This is a genomic window from Methylobacterium durans (assembly GCF_003173715.1).
GTDB classification, from domain to species: domain Bacteria; phylum Pseudomonadota; class Alphaproteobacteria; order Rhizobiales; family Beijerinckiaceae; genus Methylobacterium; species Methylobacterium durans.
Genome location: NZ_CP029550.1, coordinates 1,724,641 through 1,741,992, shown reverse-complemented (window position 1 = coordinate 1,741,992; position 17,352 = coordinate 1,724,641). Strand labels below are relative to the sequence as shown.

General features: G+C 63.9%; 17 protein-coding genes. 9 read left to right on the top strand and 8 right to left on the bottom strand.

Annotated features, from left to right (window positions below):
- The first annotated feature begins 115 nt into the window (after positions 1-115).
- Positions 116-1,258: a PDDEXK family nuclease gene (locus DK389_RS08070; protein WP_109888684.1), complete on the top strand. Its 1,143-nt coding sequence runs from the start codon at positions 116-118 to the stop codon at positions 1,256-1,258.
- Between the two features lie 69 nt (positions 1,259-1,327).
- On the opposite strand, the gene DK389_RS08065 is transcribed toward DK389_RS08070, so the two are convergent.
- Complete coding sequence (locus DK389_RS08065; protein ID WP_109888683.1) at positions 1,328-2,143, bottom strand: bestrophin-like domain; 816 nt, start codon at positions 2,141-2,143, stop codon at positions 1,328-1,330.
- A gap of 207 nt (positions 2,144-2,350) precedes the next feature.
- Here DK389_RS08065 and DK389_RS08060 point away from each other — a divergent pair, with 207 nt between their 5' ends.
- Positions 2,351-3,343 carry a ribonuclease Z gene (locus DK389_RS08060; protein WP_210206740.1) on the top strand — a complete coding sequence of 331 codons (993 nt, stop codon included), beginning with the start codon at positions 2,351-2,353 and terminating at the stop codon, positions 3,341-3,343.
- A 237-nt stretch (positions 3,344-3,580) separates the two neighbouring features.
- On the top strand, positions 3,581-5,968 hold the full coding sequence (locus DK389_RS08055; protein ID WP_109888681.1) for a sensor domain-containing diguanylate cyclase: 2,388 nt from the start codon (positions 3,581-3,583) through the stop codon (positions 5,966-5,968).
- A gap of 114 nt (positions 5,969-6,082) precedes the next feature.
- Here DK389_RS08055 and DK389_RS08050 read toward each other — a convergent pair whose 3' ends face one another.
- A complete protein-coding gene (locus tag DK389_RS08050; RefSeq protein ID WP_109888679.1) occupies positions 6,083-7,951 on the bottom strand; it encodes a monovalent cation:proton antiporter-2 (CPA2) family protein in 1,869 nt (622 codons plus the stop codon).
- Positions 7,952-8,212: 261 nt separating this feature from the next.
- On the opposite strand from DK389_RS08050, the gene DK389_RS08045 reads away from it, so the two are divergent.
- The 3 genes from DK389_RS08045 to DK389_RS08035 all read left to right on the top strand — a co-directional run bounded on the left by DK389_RS08045 (position 8,213) and on the right by DK389_RS08035 (position 11,442).
- Complete coding sequence (locus tag DK389_RS08045) at positions 8,213-8,518, top strand: hypothetical protein (RefSeq protein ID WP_109888677.1); 306 nt, start codon at positions 8,213-8,215, stop codon at positions 8,516-8,518.
- 148 nt (positions 8,519-8,666) lie between these two features.
- A complete protein-coding gene (locus DK389_RS08040) occupies positions 8,667-10,202 on the top strand; it encodes a DUF2252 domain-containing protein (protein ID WP_109896149.1) in 1,536 nt (511 codons plus the stop codon).
- A gap of 76 nt (positions 10,203-10,278) precedes the next feature.
- Positions 10,279-11,442 carry an extracellular catalytic domain type 2 short-chain-length polyhydroxyalkanoate depolymerase gene (locus DK389_RS08035; RefSeq protein WP_109888675.1) on the top strand — a complete coding sequence of 388 codons (1,164 nt, stop codon included), beginning with the start codon at positions 10,279-10,281 and terminating at the stop codon, positions 11,440-11,442.
- 233 nt (positions 11,443-11,675) lie between these two features.
- Here DK389_RS08035 and minE read toward each other — a convergent pair whose 3' ends face one another.
- The 6 genes from minE to DK389_RS08010 all read right to left on the bottom strand — a co-directional run bounded on the left by minE (position 11,676) and on the right by DK389_RS08010 (position 15,384).
- Entirely contained in the window at positions 11,676-11,945 is a 270-nt protein-coding gene (minE, locus tag DK389_RS08030; RefSeq protein ID WP_109888673.1) for a cell division topological specificity factor MinE, read from the bottom strand.
- A complete protein-coding gene (minD, locus tag DK389_RS08025; RefSeq protein WP_109896147.1) occupies positions 11,942-12,757 on the bottom strand; it encodes a septum site-determining protein MinD in 816 nt (271 codons plus the stop codon). Before minD ends, minE begins: the two co-directional genes overlap by 4 nt.
- A 368-nt stretch (positions 12,758-13,125) precedes the next feature.
- Positions 13,126-13,329, bottom strand: coding sequence for a hypothetical protein (locus tag DK389_RS08020; protein WP_109888672.1), 204 nt, complete (start codon positions 13,327-13,329; stop codon positions 13,126-13,128).
- A gap of 110 nt (positions 13,330-13,439) precedes the next feature.
- Positions 13,440-13,619, bottom strand: coding sequence for a hypothetical protein (locus DK389_RS32170; RefSeq protein ID WP_162560559.1), 180 nt, complete (start codon positions 13,617-13,619; stop codon positions 13,440-13,442).
- Positions 13,620-13,759: 140 nt separating this feature from the next.
- Complete coding sequence (locus DK389_RS08015; RefSeq protein ID WP_109896145.1) at positions 13,760-14,254, bottom strand: DUF3280 domain-containing protein; 495 nt, start codon at positions 14,252-14,254, stop codon at positions 13,760-13,762.
- Positions 14,255-14,323: 69 nt separating this feature from the next.
- Positions 14,324-15,384, bottom strand: a protein-coding gene (locus tag DK389_RS08010; RefSeq protein ID WP_109887384.1) for an IS630 family transposase whose coding sequence is annotated in 2 segments (ribosomal slippage) — positions 14,324-14,898 and positions 14,898-15,384 — 1,062 coding nt in all. Because the reading frame shifts where the segments join, the coding sequence is not laid out codon by codon here.
- 258 nt (positions 15,385-15,642) lie between these two features.
- Here DK389_RS08010 and DK389_RS32165 point away from each other — a divergent pair.
- From DK389_RS32165 to DK389_RS32160, 3 genes are all read left to right on the top strand, one after another.
- Positions 15,643-15,933, top strand: a complete 291-nt coding sequence (locus DK389_RS32165; RefSeq protein ID WP_162560558.1) for a hypothetical protein — start codon at positions 15,643-15,645, stop codon at positions 15,931-15,933.
- Between the two features lie 420 nt (positions 15,934-16,353).
- Positions 16,354-16,821 (top strand): hypothetical protein, encoded by a 468-nt coding sequence (locus DK389_RS08005; protein WP_162560557.1) that lies wholly within the window; start codon positions 16,354-16,356, stop codon positions 16,819-16,821.
- Positions 16,793-17,338: a DUF6522 family protein gene (locus tag DK389_RS32160; protein WP_162560556.1), complete on the top strand. Its 546-nt coding sequence runs from the start codon at positions 16,793-16,795 to the stop codon at positions 17,336-17,338. The genes DK389_RS08005 and DK389_RS32160 overlap by 29 nt, the downstream gene beginning before the upstream one ends.
- Positions 17,339-17,352 lie beyond the last annotated feature (14 nt).

Sequence of the window (17,352 nt, the reverse complement as noted above, 5' to 3'; positions counted from 1 at the left end):
CTTCGTGCCTCCCGAGGGCGGCGGTAGCGAAAAGCCAGAACCGTGCTCTCCAGGAACCAGCGCCGCCTCGCGGGCCATGCCATAGCCACGCTCGCGATCAACGATCACGGCAGCCATGAGCGACGGTATCTACATCGTCCGGAACGACAACACCCTCGTGGAGATGCGCTCGAGCGCCTTCGAGAGCGAGGATCTCCTCCAAGAACTTCTCGCCACCCATCCCAGCTTGATCGCCGGCGACGCCATTGACCCCACGAACCCGCGGCGTTGGCTCCTGATCGCGCGTGAGCAGGCTGTGCCGGGTGAGGAAGGTGGGTTTGGACGCTGGTCGCTCGACCACCTCTTCGTCGACCAGGACGGCGTGCCGACCCTCGTCGAGGTCAAGCGCGCCAGCGACACGCGAGGGCGGCGCGAGGTCGTCGCCCAGATGCTGGATTATGCCGCGAACGGCGTCGTCTACTGGCCCACCGACGCCATCAGGCAGCAGTTCGAGCGCACGTGCACTGCGAGCGAGCGCGATGCAGACGAGGCGCTACGTGAGCATCTTGGACGCCCTGACGCCGATCTGGAGGAGTTCTGGCGCAGCGTCGACGTGAACCTGCGGGCAGGGCGCATTCGCATGGTGTTCGTCGCGGACGTGATCTACCCGGAACTGAAGCGGATCGTTGAGTTCCTGAATGCGCAGATGAACCCAGCCGAGGTTCTCGCGCTCGAGATCAAGCACTACACCGGACAGGGCTTGCGCACACTGGTGCCGCGGCTGATCGGGCGCACCGCGGAAGCCGAGCGCCGCAAGGGATCGAGAGGCTCAACTAGCCCTCGTCCGGAACTCACGCATGAGCAGTGGTTTGCTCAATTCGCTGAGGAGCGCGGACCCGGTGAAGCAGGAGCCGCACAGGCGGTCTATGACTGGTGGGTTGCACAGGGCGCGAAGTTCGTCGTTTCGGATGCGCAGAATCCCACACTAATCGCCAAGCTCATACATGCCCAAGGAGAGTGTTGGTCGGCGAAAATCAAGCCTAGCGGACAAGTTGTGACTTATCTGCGCTGGCTTGTGTGGAGCCCGCCCTTTGACAAGGTCGAAGCGCGGCGCGAGATCGTCGAAGCCCTCGAACGCACCTTTGGCCAGCGCTACGGCGAGAAGGCAGCTAGCGGCGAGCCTTCTGTGCCGCTCACCTTGCTTCAGGAGCCTGAAGCACGTGAGAAGCTGTTCGCGATCTGGCAGTCGCTCGTCGATCGGATCCGGGCTGGTGCATAGTATCTGATTGGGCCGTCAGTGCGGGCCGCACCCCCGCACAGTCCGCTGAGACTGGCCCAGTCGTGAAGATCACGGCTCGACCGTGCGGAGCTCTGCCGGACTCGCGGCCGCAGCGGGTGGAGGCGGCTTCGCGCGCGCATGGGCGACCATCACTGCATGGGCGGCCTTGAGCGGGTCAGCCTTCAGCGCCAATGGCCCGTCGAAGGGACGCTCGTGAATGGCGATCACGCCCAACGTCGTGATCATCGCGGCGGAGAAGATCGCGAGTGTAGTAGCCTGGGCATAGGGCCGCTCCCAGTGGACGAGGCCGATCGTTGTCAGCGTCAGCACCGCGAGCACCATCAGCGTCACCCATTTGCTCTCGTCGCTACGGGCGGCACTCAGTGCGAGACGTTCGCTGCGGGCTGAGCGCAGCTGCATCGCGGTGTCGAGCAGCGCCACGTGCACGACCTGGCCCGCCTCGTCCGCCATGCGCGGGTCTGATGCTGTCTGGAGCAAGCGACTCAACGCCTCGCCGGCCGCAGGCGAGGCTGCGCCTGTATCGGCCATCATGGGCCACTCGTCGTCGATGACGGCCTCCAGATAGGCACGCAGCGCTGCCCGCAGTCTGCTCATGTCTGGCGCCGAGGCGATGCTCAGATCATGGATGGTGAGCGCGTGAGCGCGCTCGGCCTGCACAACGCGCCCGGCCAGCCGCTGACGCTCCCAGGCGTCATTGGCCACAAAGCCGGTCAGCAGTGCGAGCAGCACCGAGACTGCAGCGATGTAAGGCGGCGCGATCCCGGTTCCGAGCCGGCGGACCAGCGGTGCCGTCCAAGCCATGTTGGTCAGAAGGCTCAAGGCCACGCAGACGGTAGAGAAGCTCGCGACCAGAAAGCCGAACATCCCCCAGACCGGTTGATCGAGCCAGTAGTGAGGATCATGGCAGGGTCTCGGCAGATCAGTCGTTGCGGCGTTCGCTCTTCCGAACCTGCCGCCGCAAACCCTCCGATTCCGTGAAGGCTGCCGGTCTGCCTCGCACGTTCCGACGGTGGTCTGACCTGATGTCGAACGCGCCTGCCGCTTGCCGCGTTGGCGAGCGTGAGCCACCTCGTGCAGCCCCGCCTCATCAACGACCCGTTCTCGGATCCCGGCGTCTTCGTCGATTTTCGCTTCGGTCGTCGCGCTCTGCTGTTCGATCTCGGCGAAGTTGCCGCCCTGTCGGCGCGCGAACTGATGCGCGTGAGCGACGCTCTCGTCTCACACGCCCACATGGACCATCTCGCCGGTTTCGATCGCTTGCTGCGCGTCTGTCTGCACCGGCCGCAGCCGCTGCGCCTGGTCGGACCAGATGGCTTCATCGCGCGCATCGCACACCGCCTGCACGGCTACAGCTGGAACCTTCTCGGCGCGCATTCACCCGACTTCCGCCTGTGCGTCGTCGAGTTCGCCGACGGGCGGCTGCGCGCCGCAGCCGAGTTCCGCGCGCAGGAACAGTTCCGTGAGCAGCGGATCGAGCCGCCCGATCTTGGGCCGGGCATAGTGCTTGCCGAGGAGGAGTTCCGCATCGAGGCGGCGGTGCTCGACCACGGCATACCCTCGCTGGCCTTCGCGCTCGTGGAGCCAGCGCGCGTGAATGTCTGGCAGGGCGCGCTGGAGCGGCTCGGCCTCGTGCCGGGCCCCTGGCTTGCTGAGGCGAAACGCGCCGTGCGCCGCAGCTTGCCATCCGACACACCGGTGCCGGTCGGCGAGGGACGGACGCTGCCCCTCGGCGAGCTCGCTGCGCAAGCGTTTCGGGTCGGGCCCGGGCAGAAGGTCGCCTATGTCACCGATGCAGCCGACACGATCGACAATGCCGCCCGGATTCTCACTTTAGCTGGGAAGGCGGACACGTTGTTCATCGAGGCGGTGTTCCTGGAGGCTGATCGGGCAGTCGCGGAGCGCACGCGCCATCTCACGGCTGCGCGAGGCGGTGCACTGGCTCGGCAGGCGGGTGTGCGGCAGGCCGTGCCGTTCCACCATTCCGCGCGTTATGCCGACTGCCAAGACGCACTTATCGACGAGTTTTGCGCCGCATTCACACACAATAAGAGTATTGACGCTTAGCAAGCTGCTCGCCCTTGAGTGGACTGAGCCTCAGAGCCGGCCTAAGCCCCGTTGATTGCCCGGCTTGCTGAGCCGCAGCGAATTTGCGCCCGATTTAATAGCAGGCATGCCGGAGCGAAGCGCGCAAACTTTATTAAGCCCGTTACAATTTGAGAGGTCGGGCTGACCTCGGCTTAATGTTCGAGTCAAACGCATCGCATACACTAGAAACTCTAAGTTATGTAATGGCTCGGTTTCATGCTCAAGGTTGTTGGCTGCTTTGTTGCCGCACATGATCCCTGGCTTGTCACTCTGGCGGCTGCCATTTGCACGCTGGCGGCGGGGACAGCTGTTGGGCTTCTGCGTCACGCCTGTAAAGCCGCCCGGAATCTGAGAGCAGCCTGGCTCTGTGTTGCGGCGGTAGCTGGAGGAGCCGGCATCTGGGCCACCCACTTCGTCGCCATGCTGGCCTTCGAGCCCGGGCTTCCGAGTGGCTACAATGTGGGTTTGACGGTCCTCTCCCTCGTCTTCGCGATTGCTCTGACGGGTATCGGTCTCGCCGTATCGCTCATTGCCGCCCTCCCGCTCGCGCCCGCCCTCGGCGGCGCGATTCTCGGGGGCGGCATCGCCGCCATGCATTACACCGGGATGACGGCCTTCGAGGTGCCCGGACATATCCGGTGGGACCCGGTTCTCGTCGCAGCCTCGCTCATCATCGGCACCGTGCTCGGGAGCGTCGCCCTGTCGGTCGCCCTCGGGCGGGACGGAGTCCGGGGCCGCGTCGCCGGGGGCTTGCTGCTGCTCGCCGCCATCTGCAGCCACCACTTCACCGCCATGGGCGCGGTCACGATCACGCCGGATCCGACCATCGTCATCTCGGAGACCGCGATCCCGGCCCGCTGGCTCGCCGTCGGCACCGCCCTGGCGAGCGTGACCATCCTGCTTCTCGCCTGCGCGGCCCTCGCCCTCGACATCCGCGACCGCCGCCACGCCGTGCAGGAGCAGGAGCGCCTGCGCAGCCTCGCCAACGCGGCCGTGGAGGGTCTCGTCGTGTGCCGGGGCGATACCATCGTGAGTGCCAACGACAGCTTCGGCAAACTCGTCGGCGTCCCCGCCTCGGAACTACCGGAGCGTGCCCTGTCCGGCTTCATTCCGGATGGTAAGGCACGATTAGCCTTAGCTGGTCAGTTCGATCAGCCAATCGAGGCCGAGCTGTCTCAGGCTGCGGGTGGCACGATTCCGGTGGAGCTGATCATGCGGCCGGTGACCTACGGCAACCAGCCTCACTACGCCGTCGCGGTGCGGGACCTGCGCGCCCGCCGCCGGGCCGAGGCGCAGATCCAGTTCCTCGCCCACCACGACGCCCTGACCGGCCTCGCGAACCGGACGAGCTTCAACCAGCGCCTCGAGCAGGAACTGAAACTCGCCGCGGCCACGGGCGGCAAGCTGGCCCTGCTCTGCCTCGATCTCGATCGCTTCAAGGAGGTCAACGACCTGTTCGGCCACGCGGCCGGCGACGCCATGCTGGTCACCGTAGCCCGCACCGTGAGCAACGCGCTCGACGAGACGCAGATGATGGCCCGGCTCGGCGGCGACGAGTTTGCGATCCTGATGCCCTGCGACCACGCCGTCGCGGCCGGTCGCCTCGCCGAGCGGATCCTGGAGGCCCTGCGCAGCGGCAACGCCGACGCGGCCGGACCCATCGTCGCCACCAGCGTCGGCATCGCACTCTACCCCGACGACGCCACCGAGCGGGCCATGCTCCTGAGCTACGCCGACACCGCCCTCTACCGGGCGAAATCGGAGGGCCGGGGCACCTACCGCTTCTTCGAGGCGAAGATGGGCGCGCAGGTGCGGGAGCGCCGCCTCCTCGAGCACGACCTGCGCCACGCCGTCGCCCGCGGCGAGATGCACCTCGTCTACCAGCCTCAGACCGATGTCCGGAACGGGTCCGTGACCGGGTTCGAGGTTCTCCTGCGCTGGCTGCACCCCGAGCGCGGCGCGATCTCGCCCGCGGTCTTCATCCCGATCGCCGAGGAGAGCGGCGTCATCCTGCAGATCGGCGAGTGGGTGCTGCGGGAAGCCTGCCGGGAGGCCGCGACCTGGACCAATCCCCTCACGGTAGCCGTCAACGTCTCGGCCGTTCAGATCCACGCGCCGCACTTCGTGCAGCTCGTTCACGAGAGCCTGTTCCGGACGGGGCTGAAGCCGGATCGGCTCGAGGTCGAGATCACCGAGACGGCGCTGATCCGCGATCCGTCCCGGGCTCAGTCGACGCTGCGCCAGCTCAAGGCGCTCGGCGTGCGGATCGCCATGGACGATTTCGGCACCGGATACTCGTCTGTATCGAACCTGCGCGCCTATCCGTTCGACAAGATCAAGATCGACGGCTCCTTCATCCGGTCGGTGGATGCCAACGAGCAGACGGCCGCCATCGTGCGCTCGGTTCTGGGCCTGGGGCGCGGCCTCGGGCTGCCGGTCCTCGCCGAGGGCGTGGAGACGGATGCCGAGCTTCGCTTCCTCGCCGCCGAGGATTGCCAGGCGGCACAGGGCTACCTGATGGGACGGCCGGCCGCGATCGAGCAGTTCGCGCGCTTCACGCACGGTAATCAGTTAAAGCCGGATCAATCAGTGGCCGCCGCGTAGGTCGAGCTTTGCCCTCACGACTCAATGTGCAGCTCGGAGAGCACGAAGCGCGCGATCGATGCCCTGAACTGATCCTAGCTGCACTCTAGAGCGTGGTGCTGTATGGACTTAAGCTCAAGGTGTCGGTGGCTCGTCATCGTGCTGGTGACGCAGTTCGGGTGCCCCCTTGTCTGGCTCTGAGATCACTGACGACGCGACCTGGCTCTCCGTCCGACTGGTGTCAACGAACAGGCGGGCCTCGCCTTCCTTCACGCCGAGGCTGCGCAACGCGTAGAGCGTCATGCCGAGCGCGAGCTCCCGCTCGCCCATCAAGACGAGGCCGACCTTATCTTCCTCAAGGTGCCGGCGCTCGGCGTCGCTGTGAGTGCGCACCACCGTGTCAATCTTCGGATTAGCCTCTCGCGCGATCTCGACGAGCCGCCGTGCCTGGTGGGCGTCAGGCGTTGCAATGACGAGTAGGCTCGCCTTGCTGATGTCAGCCGCCTCCAGAATGCCAGGGGCCGTGGCGTCGCCGAACACGGCTTGAATGCCTTCCGCGCGCAGATCCAAGACCCGGCGCCGGTCGCGGTCCACCACCACGTAGGGCAAGTCCCAGGTCTGCAGTGCCTGGATGATACTGCTGCCGACCCGGCCGTAGCCGACCACCACGGCGTGACTACGCTGGCGGGTGGATCTGGTGGTGATAGGAGGTGCCGCCACCCCTTTGCGTTCGAAGCGCGCGGCGAGATCCGGCCGGTCGGCGAGCGCCCGCTCGATCCGCCCGACGAGGGCGAAGAAGAGCGGGTTGAGGGTGATCGAGAGGAGCGCCCCGCCGAGGATGAGGTCGCGCCCCTCCGCCGGCAGCAGCTTCAAGGACAGGCCGAGGCTGACGAGGATGAAGGAGAACTCGCCGATCTGCGCGAGGCTCGCCGCGATGGTGAGCGCCGTCCCGACCGGGTGGCGGAAGGCCAGCACGATCGCGACCGCCGCGAGCGACTTGCCGAGCAGGATGATGCCGAGGACGGCGAGCACCGAGAGTGGTTCGCGGATCAGGATGAAGGGGTCGAACAGCATCCCGACCGAGACGAAGAACAGCACCGCGAAGGCGTCCTGCAGGGGCAGGGAATCGGCCGCGGCCTGGTGGCTGAGGTCGGATTCGGCGAGCACCATGCCGGCGAAGAAGGCGCCGAGCGCGAAGGACACGCCGAACAGCTCCGCCGAGCCGAAGGCGATGCCGAGCGCCAGCGCCAGCACCGCGAGGGTGAACAGCTCGCGCGAGCCCGTGCGGGCCGCCTGGTCGAGGAGCCAGGGCACGAAGCGGCGCCCGCCGATCAGCATCAGGCTCGCGAACACCGCGACCTTGGCGAGGGTGAGGGCGAGGGTGAGCCACAGGTCGTCGGCGCCGAGGCCGACGAGGTGGCCGAGGGCCTCCGTGGCGGCGTGGGCGGCCCCGTGCTCGGCCTCCTTGCCCTCGCCCCCGAGGGAGGGCGCGAGCGCGGGCAGCAGCACGAGGGCCAGCACCATCGCGAGGTCCTCGACGATGAGCCAGCCCACCGCGATCCGGCCCTTGTCGCTGTCGAGGAGGCCGCGCTCCTCCAGCGCCCGCAGCAGCACGACCGTGCTCGCCACCGACAGGGCGAGGCCGAAGACGAGGCCCGCCCCGAGGCTCCAGCCCCAGGCCAGGGAGAGCCCGGCGCCCATGGCGGTCGCCACCGCGATCTGCACGACGGCGCCCGGCAGCGCGATGCCGCGCACCGCCATCAGGTCCTTGATCGAGAAGTGCAGGCCGACCCCGAACATCAGCAGGATCACGCCGATCTCGGCGAGCTGGCCCGCGAGCTCGCTGTTGCCGACGAAGCCCGGCGTGTAGGGACCGACGAGGACGCCCGCCAGCAGGTAGCCGACCAGCGGCGGCAGCCGGAGGCGCTGCGCCACCATCCCGCAGACGAAGGCCAGCACGAGGCCGAGGGCGATGATGGCGATCAGCTCGGTCGCGTGCGGCACGGTCGTCCGGTCTCCAGCAAGGTGGGGTGTTCTCTCGCAGATCTAGGTTGAGACGTCTTGCTGATGAAGTCGGCCGGGATCGAAGGATGTGATCGGGATCCGGCTGGACCCATGGTCCATGTCGTTCAGCAACTGCACGATTATCTGAGGCTTCGTATTCCTGAGCGGCGACGTTCCCGCATTAACGGCCATGAGGCAACGCTCAGGCCGCCAGGGCGATTTAACGGTTCCAAGCCAGAGCCGACTTCAGGACACAGCACCATGCAGGACATCGTCGCCGCCTTGATCTCCTTCTTCCTCATCGATCCTCTGCAAGCAAAGGTAGTCGAGACGCTCACCGCCGCTCGCGTGCCGCAGGCCGTTCTCGCCGAGGTCACCACATGCGCTAGAGAGGCGCGTCCAATCATTGTCGACCGCGCGACGAGTGATCCTGGGTGGGCCGTATCGAGCATCGTGCGCGTTTGGATCGGGAGTGTCCGGCCGGAGGCGCTCCTTGCAGACACCGCACCAGCATGCAGACCCGCGATTGAGGCTGCACGTCCGTTTTTGACGGGCAAAGAGGCGTGAGCTTTCTCAGCGACGGGATTTCTGCGCCGTTGGCACAGCAGGGGTGCCGCTTCCGCTCGTGTCTTCGACCACGCACGCCTTGGTCTGCAGTCCGTGATAGCGTCGCTGTGCACTCGCTCCCTAGTAAACTGATCGCGTGAGGGTGGAGATGTCGCGCGCGCCAACGCCGTCCGAAGAAACACAGTCCCTTTCACCCGCCGGAGACTTGCTTCCGCAGCACGCTGCTGCCGCTGAACCAGTGGGCAAGGAAGGGGCTGCTGAGAGACTGATCCTCGAGCCCTTAGCCGATGTTCCTCACATCAACCTGCGTGAACGTCAGGCGTCCTGGGAGACGCGACTTTCCTCAGGTCGCAGCCTGAGGGAAAGCACCCCACATCACCTACACGGCGAGTGGAAGGCCCCAGGCGACAGGCCGGATCCCGTCGATCTGATCGAGCGGGCGCATGCCGGACGACAAGCTCAGCTCGTCCCGCTTCGTGTGGCACGAATGGCCCGATCGCCCTTCGCGTTCCTCCGCGGTGCTGCTGCGGTCATGGCCTGCGACCTGGCATCCACACCCTGCAGCGGCATCAGGGTGATCATCGATGGTGATGCTCACGTCTCGAACTTCGGTCTCTTCGGTAGCCCGCAGCACGACATCGTGCTCGACCTCAACGACTTTGACGAGGTCACAGTAGGACCTTGGGAGTGGGATCTGAAGCGTCTGACTGCAAGTATTGAAGTGGCAGCGCGCGAGATCGGGGTCGACAGCCACATCCGGCGTCGCTCTGTTTCGGCAGCAGTCAGTGGCTATCAAAACAAGATGATTGACCTTGCGTCGCAGGGTTCACTAGATGTTTGGCGCTACTCTGCAAGGGCTGATCGAGCTGATCTTTGTGGATTGGAGCCTGACGCGGAATCTAGAGATTTGCTTCTGAGATCTGCCGAGAAGGCCCGTAGGAACAATAATCAGAGCCTTCTGGCGCGCGCTGGCAACACACGGATTCGGGATGGCTGGCGGTTCAAGGAGGAGCCGCCCATTCTTACCCATATCGATGCCGAAACGCGTGACGCCGTAATTGCTGGGCTTGAGCGCTATGCCGAAACGCTCCCACGCGAGCGCCGCTTCATGCTGAGCCGGTATCACGTCGTTGACGTTGCACATCGGGTGGTCGGTATCGGAAGTGTCGGAACACGCACTTACGTCGCGCTCCTGTGCGGCAACTCAGATCAGGATGCTCTCTTTCTCCAAGTCAAAGAGGCCGTAGAGCCAGCACATGCTCCCTACGTATTTGGGATGCCAAAGGTCTACCGAGAGCATGAAGGTGAGCGCGTGGTTTATGGGCAGCGCCTTCTGCAAGCTGCTGGCGATCCATTGCTTGGTTGGACCTCGATTTCAGGCCGACCCTTCTATGTGCGTCAGATGAGAAACATGAAGGGGGATATTCCAATCGGTAGCATGTCAGAGCCGTCACTTGTCTACTTCTCAAGAGTGTATGGAGCGCTGCTTGCGCGTGCTCATGCGCGAACCGGTGATGCCGCCGCGATCGCTGGCTATAGCGGTGGCGATGACGACGGCGAACTTGCAAATGCTTTTGCGGATTGGGCGAGGGCGTATGCAGATCAGACTGAGGCAGATCACCAAGCATTTCGTGCTGCCATCCAGGCCGGCCGGCTAAAGGCGGAGGAAGATCTCAACCTCTGATGACACCTGCGATCGCAGCTACAGCAAGCAGTCGTAGACATTGGTAGACGGGGCGTTGATTGGAAGCTTAGCAGTGATGTGGCGCTTGCAAATCGGCACAATCGCGTTGGCGGGTCTCGTCGGCCTCATCCTTGAAGGCGCAATTGCGCGTGCTGGGCACGACCTTGTTCCCGAACCGCCGCCAACATCAACCGTTCAAAGGCTTCAGGCGCTTCCTGGCCTGCAGCAGAACTCTGTCACTGTTTCAGGAGTATCTTCCGGCGGCTTCTTTGCTCACCAGTTCCACGTGGCCTACTCCAAGCTGGTCGACGGTGCGGGCATCATCGCAGGCGGCCCCTATGGCTGTGCGGAGCACATCCTCAATCCTTACTGGTGGTTCGCGGATGTGCCCCTGGATCGAGGTTCTGCAGCCACGGTTGCCTGCACGCACTATCTCGGCAGCCGTTACTTCGGGCTTCGTCCGCCGTCACCCAGGGCAGACGATTCGGCGAGCTTCGTGCAACAGGCTCACCAGCAGGGGCTCATTGACGATCCGAAAAATCTAACCTCCAGTCGTGTCTGGCTTTTTCACGGAAGGGGAGACGAAATCGTCCCACAGAGCACTATGGCCGCTCTCCACGATCTCTATCGGCTCCTTGGTGTCCCCTCCTCGCAGCTATCATCGGACATGAATGAGCATGGGCGCTCCGCGAGCCACGGCGTCCCAGTCGCCAAGTTTGAGGGGTCGAGCAGGTTCCCGGTCAGGCTCTGCAAGGAACACGCACCACCGTTTGTGATTGAGTGCGGCTATGAGGCCGCCGAGCAGCTTCTCAAGCATCTATACCCTGGGCAGATCGGAAACGCCTCTAAGGAACCCCACGGAGACGGAAATCTGATCGGATTTGATCAGAGCGAGTTCTTTGTAGGGCTATCTGACCACATCAGCCTTCACGGCGTGGGATACATCTACGTTCCGAAGAGCTGCGAGCGGGAGGAGTGTCGCCTCCACGTGGCATTTCATGGCTGTCGACAGACTGCCGATGAGATCCATGACGACTTCATCAGAGACGCTGGCTACAATCGCTGGGCTGCGACCAATAACATCGTGATGCTCTACCCTCAGATTGCGGTCAGCAGAATCAACCCAAACGGCTGCTGGGATTGGTGGGGCTACACAGGGGAAGGCTATTTCGGCCAGAATGGTCGCCAGATGAGAGCCGTGCGAGCGATAATCGCTCGAGTCTTAGGGGCGGAGAGATAGCCGCGCCGGGCTTCTACTCGGCTTAGGTTTGGTCGGTGAGCATCCCAGGATGTGGTTCGAATCCAGGTGGGCCCAGGATGGATGCCCTTCGGCTCCTGCGCGGTCCTCTGGGACTTCGTGCTCCTTTGCGCTGACGTAACGAAGACGAAAAGCCATGCTATCTGGGCCGAGCGCTCCGCCGGGATAACTGCATTCTCGGTCCAGAGTGCGCATAGGCGAATTGCTGGCTCGGGTCAGGCCGCCTTGCGCATTCCGACGGCTATGGTTGGGAGCTCGATGTTGATGTCCAGTGTCGAGACACCTTCGCGCTGCTCAGCCTTGATCGAGACTTTGTCTCGCTCGATCGCGGCGTGCTTGGCGATCACGGCGAGGATCTCCTCGCGCAGCGTCACAACGAGGTCGGAGCGCCCGTTGTCGGCCCGCTCGTGGGCGATGATCAGCTGAAGGCGCTCGCGCGCCACCGGCGCGGAGCCGCGCCGGGAGAAGAGGCTGAGAAGGCTCATGCCGCCCTCCGTGTGAAGATCTTGCCGAAGAAGGACTTGCGGTCGCTGGGAACGCTCATCGGCACCGTCTCGCCGTTCAGGCGGCGAACCGCGTCGGAGTAGGCGCGGGCGGGCGCCGAGAGCGGGTTGTTGAGGGTCACCGGGCAGCCGACGTTCGAGGCGCGCAGCACCTCCTCGCTCTCCGGGATGATGGCGAGCAGCGGGATCGAGAGGATCTCGAGCACGTCGTCCACCTTCAGCATGTCGCCGCGGTCGGCCCGGTTGGGGTCGTAGCGGGTCAGGATGAGGTGCTTGTCGATGCTCTCGCCCTTCTCGGCCCGGATGGTCTTCGAGTCGAGCAGGCCGATGATGCGGTCGGAGTCGCGCACCGAGGAGACCTCGGGGTTCGTCACCACCACGGCGACGTCCGCGTGGCGCATGGCCAGCGTCGCACCGCGCTCGATGCCGGCGGGCGAGTCGCAGATCACCCAGTCGAACTTCTCGCGCAATTCCTCCATGACCCGGGCGACGCCCGCGTCGGTGAGGGCGTCCTTGTCGCGGGTCTGGGAGGCCGGCAGCAGCGAGAGGCTGTCGAGCCGCTTGTCGCGGATCAGCGCCTGCGGCAGCTTGGCGTCGCCGTTGACCACGTTGATGAGGTCATACACGACGCGGCGCTCCGCCCCCATGACGAGGTCGAGGTTGCGCAGGCCGACATCGAAATCGACGACGCAGACGCTCTCGCCGCTCTGCGCGATGGCCGCACCCAGGGCCGCGGTGGTCGTCGTCTTGCCGACGCCGCCCTTGCCCGATGTGACGACGAGAACCTTGGACATCATAACTACCCTTGCGATGTAGACTTCAGCTTAAGCCGCGAGCCTCGTCACCAGGGCCGCCAGTCGGACGGAGTAATCTCGAGGAGATCTCAGTGGGCGCGTATTATAGTTAACAGAGCGTTAAGGCAGCCTTGCCCATGACAGTTTAGCTGCCGCTTCCGAAGCGTATCCTGTCCGACGTTCCACCTGGCGTGAGCGCTGCGTTAGCCGCAGACTTGCCCGAATTTTCAATCCACCGGGTTGTGATGCCAGTGCTGATCGGCGCCCCTTCTCGGTAGCTGCTGCGAGCTCAGATTTGCTTGAGCGATCTCTTTTTGCGCCGTGAGGCACGAGATCAAAGGCGGAGCCAGGCCGACGAGTGTGCCGCGTCAGGGTTCGCGACGCTGGGAATGCTCCCGAAACTCGAAGCGGGGCAGCGGTTCCGCGTTCGGGTTGTGGAAGCGAAAGTCGTCCATGCCGATCATCAAGGAGCGCCCGTCTGGGAGCGTGACCGTCATCCGCATGTCGGCCTCGAAGGTAAGCTTGGCCTCTGGGTGGAAGAACGGGCCGTAGATCTCCTTGAGAGCGTCCATGCTCGCATCCTCAGTGCGATTTACAATCAGCCATGCTGCGTCGACTGGGCCTCGTTCCAGCAGCGAGCAGTGATCTCGGTCTCGGATCTTAATTGCGCGACAGCCTGATCTTACACGCGGCGGTTGACCGCCCCAGGAAGTTTATGCGTCCGGTGCACACGGAGCGATGCGCGCAGGAAAGTCGAGCAATTCTCAGCCTCGTCGAGGCTGAGCCCGAACGCAACCGGCTTATCTCCCCAGAACACCGCGTGCGTTCCATGTCCTTCAGGCTTCACCATGATCTTCGACATGATGCCTCCTCCCGAGCTGCGCCCACTTGGCAACGGTATCACTCGCCAGCGCTCGCCCGATCAACCGCTCGAACCGGCAGATGGTTCGGTTCGCACTCGATCACGCAAGCGACAGTTCGCTTGTTTGCGGCATGCCCGCTCTATCGCGGGGGCGGGAGGTTGTTCTTCACGAGATACCTCAGCCCGCGATCGAACGAGGTGTCGTTGTTGCCTCTGATGTCGACGCTGTAGGCCTGCTCGGGTTTTGTGACTCGCAGATCCTTCACGTAGACGTTGATGTTGAGGATTAGGTTGGACACCTTCTGGATCTCACCGGTGATCACGACATCCGCGCCAAGCTTCTTGGCGTAGTCCTCAGCACAGCCATTGCAGTGACGCAAGTCAGGGCCCTTGGCGACCTCCGCCTTAACTCCTTCCGTCGAGACGATCTGGTATCGGCCGCTGTCCTTCAGCAGGGAGCGCAGCAGGTCGCTCAGAGGACCGAGGCGTGCCCGGTCAGCATCGGTTGGACCCAGAGCACCTTGGTCGGCAAGTTGGAAGTCGAACACGGCAGCTTTCGGTGGCTCGGCGTGAGCGGCCGTGGAAGCAAGTAGCACGACGACGAGAGCCGTAAATCGCCAGTGTTCGACCTTCATGAGCATTCCTTCCCGAATAGCGCTTGGGAGGGGAACGCATGACGAGGAGGTAATACCAATCGGTGGTGATCATAACTGATAGGCCCAGTCACGCAGGCCGATGGACATGATCTTCCAAGGCTGGTCGATGAACCGGTTCCAGACCTGACAGCACTGCTCGACAATGTCCTCGTAGGACGAGAAGACGCGGTCGCCGAGCCAGTTGTCGCGCAGGAACTGCCAGACATTCTCGACCGGGTTGAGTTCCGGGGCGCAGGCTGGCAGCGGCAGCAGGGTGATGTTGGCGGGCACGACGAGGTCGTGGGCGACGTGCCAGCCCGCCCCATCGAGGATCAGCACGGCGTGGGCGCCTTCCTCGACGCTGCAGCTGATCTCCCTGAGGTGCTCGTTCATCGCCGCGGTATCGCATCTCGGCATGATGAGGCCGGCACCCTTGCCCTTCTCGGGACAGATCGCTCCGAAGATGTAGGCGTGGGCCGTGCGTTGGTCCTTGGGCGCCGAGGGCCGGCTGCCGCGGCGCGCCCAGCGGCGGGGCAGCGTGTTCTTCTGGCCGACCCGAGCCTCGTCTGACCACCACACCTCGATGGCCGCGCCAGCCGGCAGCCGGGCTCGGATCGCCCTCACCTCGGCTGGCAAGTTTTTTTGAAGGCTGCCAGTGCGGCCGGGTCCTGCTCATGATGGCGCGGGCGTGCCGACAGCTTGCGGAAGCCGAGTTGTTTCACCGTGCGGCCCACCGTGCTCTCGTCCAGGCTCACGCCGAAGCTGGCGTAGATCCAGGCGGCGAGATCCTTCAGCCGCCAGCGCACCACGCCGTGTCGATCCGGGTCCGGCCCGCTCTCGACGATCTGCGCCAGCGCTTGACGCTGCGCATCGCTCAACTTGGCTGGGTTGCCCGGGGCCTTGCGGTTGATCAGCCCGGCCGGGCCAGCTGCGTTGAAGGCGAGCACCCAATCGCGCACCGTCTGCAACCCTACCACCCCGATCCGAGCCGCATCCGTGCGGCTGCCGCCCTCGTAGATCTCGGCCAGCGCCAGCAGCCGGCGGCTCTGGCCCGCGTCTCGGCTGGCCTTGGCCAGACGTCGAAGATCGTCGGCGTTGAAATCCTCACGCAGAGCAACCGCAGCGGACATGGCAAACCCTCCCGGTTTGCCTCATCGAACCAGATCCGCCGCCGATACGAAACCTCGTGAGTCGCTATCACCGTCGACCGGTATAAGTCACTGTGAGCAGCCATCCATGTGCGAGCAGTCCGCGTCCAGACTCGCACAATGAGGCGTCAGGCAGGAGCTGAGCGAGCCCGCCAGAGAGCTCGCAATGCCCGCAAAGGAAGCGTTAGACCTTTGAGGACGGCATAAATTCCCAACACCATGAGGGCTGAGAGAAGTGCCATGAGCGTGTTGATCAAGAAATATATCTCCCCCAGTGAGTGGGCAGCATTAACTAGAAGGAAAAGCTTCGAGAGTGCTTTGCGGATCAGCTGCCTCAAAACTGGCGAGACTAAGACCTCAGTTCAGATAATCTGCGCGACGCGGCAGGACAGCCGGCAAGGCGGTCGCTCTCCAGGAATGCTCAAGCTTGAGCAGCCGCTCGACCTCGAACGGCCCAAGATCGGCGTGAATGCGAGCACCTTCGTCTGCCTGAGTTTGCCGCCTAAGCCTTGCTGTGCCCCCATGCAGTAGCGGCACACCGGCGCTGATATCCCAACCTTCGAAAGCCAGCGCGAGCGGAATCCCAGGATGTGGTCCGAACACTGGTGGGCCCAGGGTCCATGCCCTTCGGCCGAGGGGAGGTTCACTGGGACTTCGCGTCCGTTAAGGGGCCTGGCATGATCGCCGGTGACGCAGTTGCCCCAAGAGCCCGCGGGTATGACTTTTGAGCGCGCGTGGACATGCCGTGCCCGTGTATGGTCGGCGGATCGGAACGTTGGATGCCGGATCACCGGCTTGTTGGCCCAGGTGGAGCGCCGACGCTGATCAAGGTGAAACTTACGGAACACTCGCGTTCTTAGGGCCAGCCATGCCACAGCCTAGAGCACGCCGCCCTAGTTCCGCGTGGTGTAGGGCGACCTTTTCTGATATCAGAGAGTATCAGGAGAAAATATGCCCAATAAAGCTAAGCTGTCTGCTTCGGCTTCTTCGAGCCATTCAGCCACATCTCTCTCGCTCAGCGGTTTGGAAGAGCGGCCTGAGGAGCCATTCCACCTTGCAAGCGAGAGGCAGACTGCCCGAGCAGCGCAGAAGGAGACGAGGACAAGGGCCGATGATGCTTTCGGTCGTGCTGACGACGTGATCGCAGTGGAGCACGACAAGCACATGGCCGAGATGAGGAAGGGCAAGCGTGGACGCCTGTCCCCTGGCTCTGAGACAGTCGGATTCCACGCGCGCATCCGGCCGGAGATTGCTGAGACGCTTCAGAAAATTGTCGCCCGCGATCGCTGTGCTCTTGGTTCCCTCCTTGAGCGCATGGTCGAGCTGTATGAGCGCGATCGCCTGATGCAAGCCCGCGAGCGCGGTTTGCAGCGAGACGGCGAGGGCGACGATGCGTTCATCGCGCGAGTCTTCCCTTAAGGACTATGCCCGGTTTGGGATCTTGCCGCATGATCATGCCGAACGGGCTGGCATGTCGTTGGGGAGCCGCGTCCCTCATGCAGCCTGCGCCAGCCAGTCAAGTGAGCGCGATGAACAACGCCGCGTTTGCTCACGTATCCAAGATACGCAGGCCCGTTTTGGAAAGTCGATAAGACGGCTGGTCCGGTTTTTCCATACAGATGCAAATCGATGTGTTAAGATCTTTCTCAGCCCTGCATCTGCGGCCGAGCTGATAGAGGGTCTAGTGATGCATTTCGATTTGGACGAACGCGGCGACTGGATCGTCGATTTTCACGAACTTGCGGTCAAGTTTGGCAGCTCGCCAGGTTATCTTCAGCATCAGATCAAGCTTGGCATCCTTAAGGGGTTCCTTGAGGCAGGGAGCGGTGAAAACGCTGGGAGATCCAGGATAACTGTCCGGGCCGGCGAGTCCGCCTGGCAAGGCATTTCCGACAACACTGGCTTCCTAGTCAGCGAAACTATGCTGCCGGAGTAATTACCCACGCGGTT

Coding starts and splice junctions, on each gene's coding strand:
- minD (WP_109896147.1), bottom strand. CDS start 12,757: ATGTCCAAGGTTCTCGTCGTCACATCGGGCAAGGGCGGCGTCGGCAAG.
- DK389_RS32165 (WP_162560558.1), top strand. CDS start 15,643: ATGAGCGTGTTGATCAAGAAATATATCTCCCCCAGTGAGTGGGCAGCA.
- DK389_RS32170 (WP_162560559.1), bottom strand. CDS start 13,619: ATGTCGAAGATCATGGTGAAGCCTGAAGGACATGGAACGCACGCGGTG.
- minE (WP_109888673.1), bottom strand. CDS start 11,945: ATGAGCCTTCTCAGCCTCTTCTCCCGGCGCGGCTCCGCGCCGGTGGCG.
- DK389_RS08015 (WP_109896145.1), bottom strand. CDS start 14,254: ATGAAGGTCGAACACTGGCGATTTACGGCTCTCGTCGTCGTGCTACTT.
- DK389_RS08020 (WP_109888672.1), bottom strand. CDS start 13,329: ATGGACGCTCTCAAGGAGATCTACGGCCCGTTCTTCCACCCAGAGGCC.
- DK389_RS08040 (WP_109896149.1), top strand. CDS start 8,667: ATGTCGCGCGCGCCAACGCCGTCCGAAGAAACACAGTCCCTTTCACCC.
- DK389_RS32160 (WP_162560556.1), top strand. CDS start 16,793: ATGCGTTCATCGCGCGAGTCTTCCCTTAAGGACTATGCCCGGTTTGGG.
- DK389_RS08055 (WP_109888681.1), top strand. CDS start 3,581: ATGCTCAAGGTTGTTGGCTGCTTTGTTGCCGCACATGATCCCTGGCTT.
- DK389_RS08005 (WP_162560557.1), top strand. CDS start 16,354: ATGCCCAATAAAGCTAAGCTGTCTGCTTCGGCTTCTTCGAGCCATTCA.
- DK389_RS08065 (WP_109888683.1), bottom strand. CDS start 2,143: ATGTTCGGCTTTCTGGTCGCGAGCTTCTCTACCGTCTGCGTGGCCTTG.
- DK389_RS08045 (WP_109888677.1), top strand. CDS start 8,213: ATGCAGGACATCGTCGCCGCCTTGATCTCCTTCTTCCTCATCGATCCT.
- DK389_RS08035 (WP_109888675.1), top strand. CDS start 10,279: ATGTGGCGCTTGCAAATCGGCACAATCGCGTTGGCGGGTCTCGTCGGC.
- DK389_RS08070 (WP_109888684.1), top strand. CDS start 116: ATGAGCGACGGTATCTACATCGTCCGGAACGACAACACCCTCGTGGAG.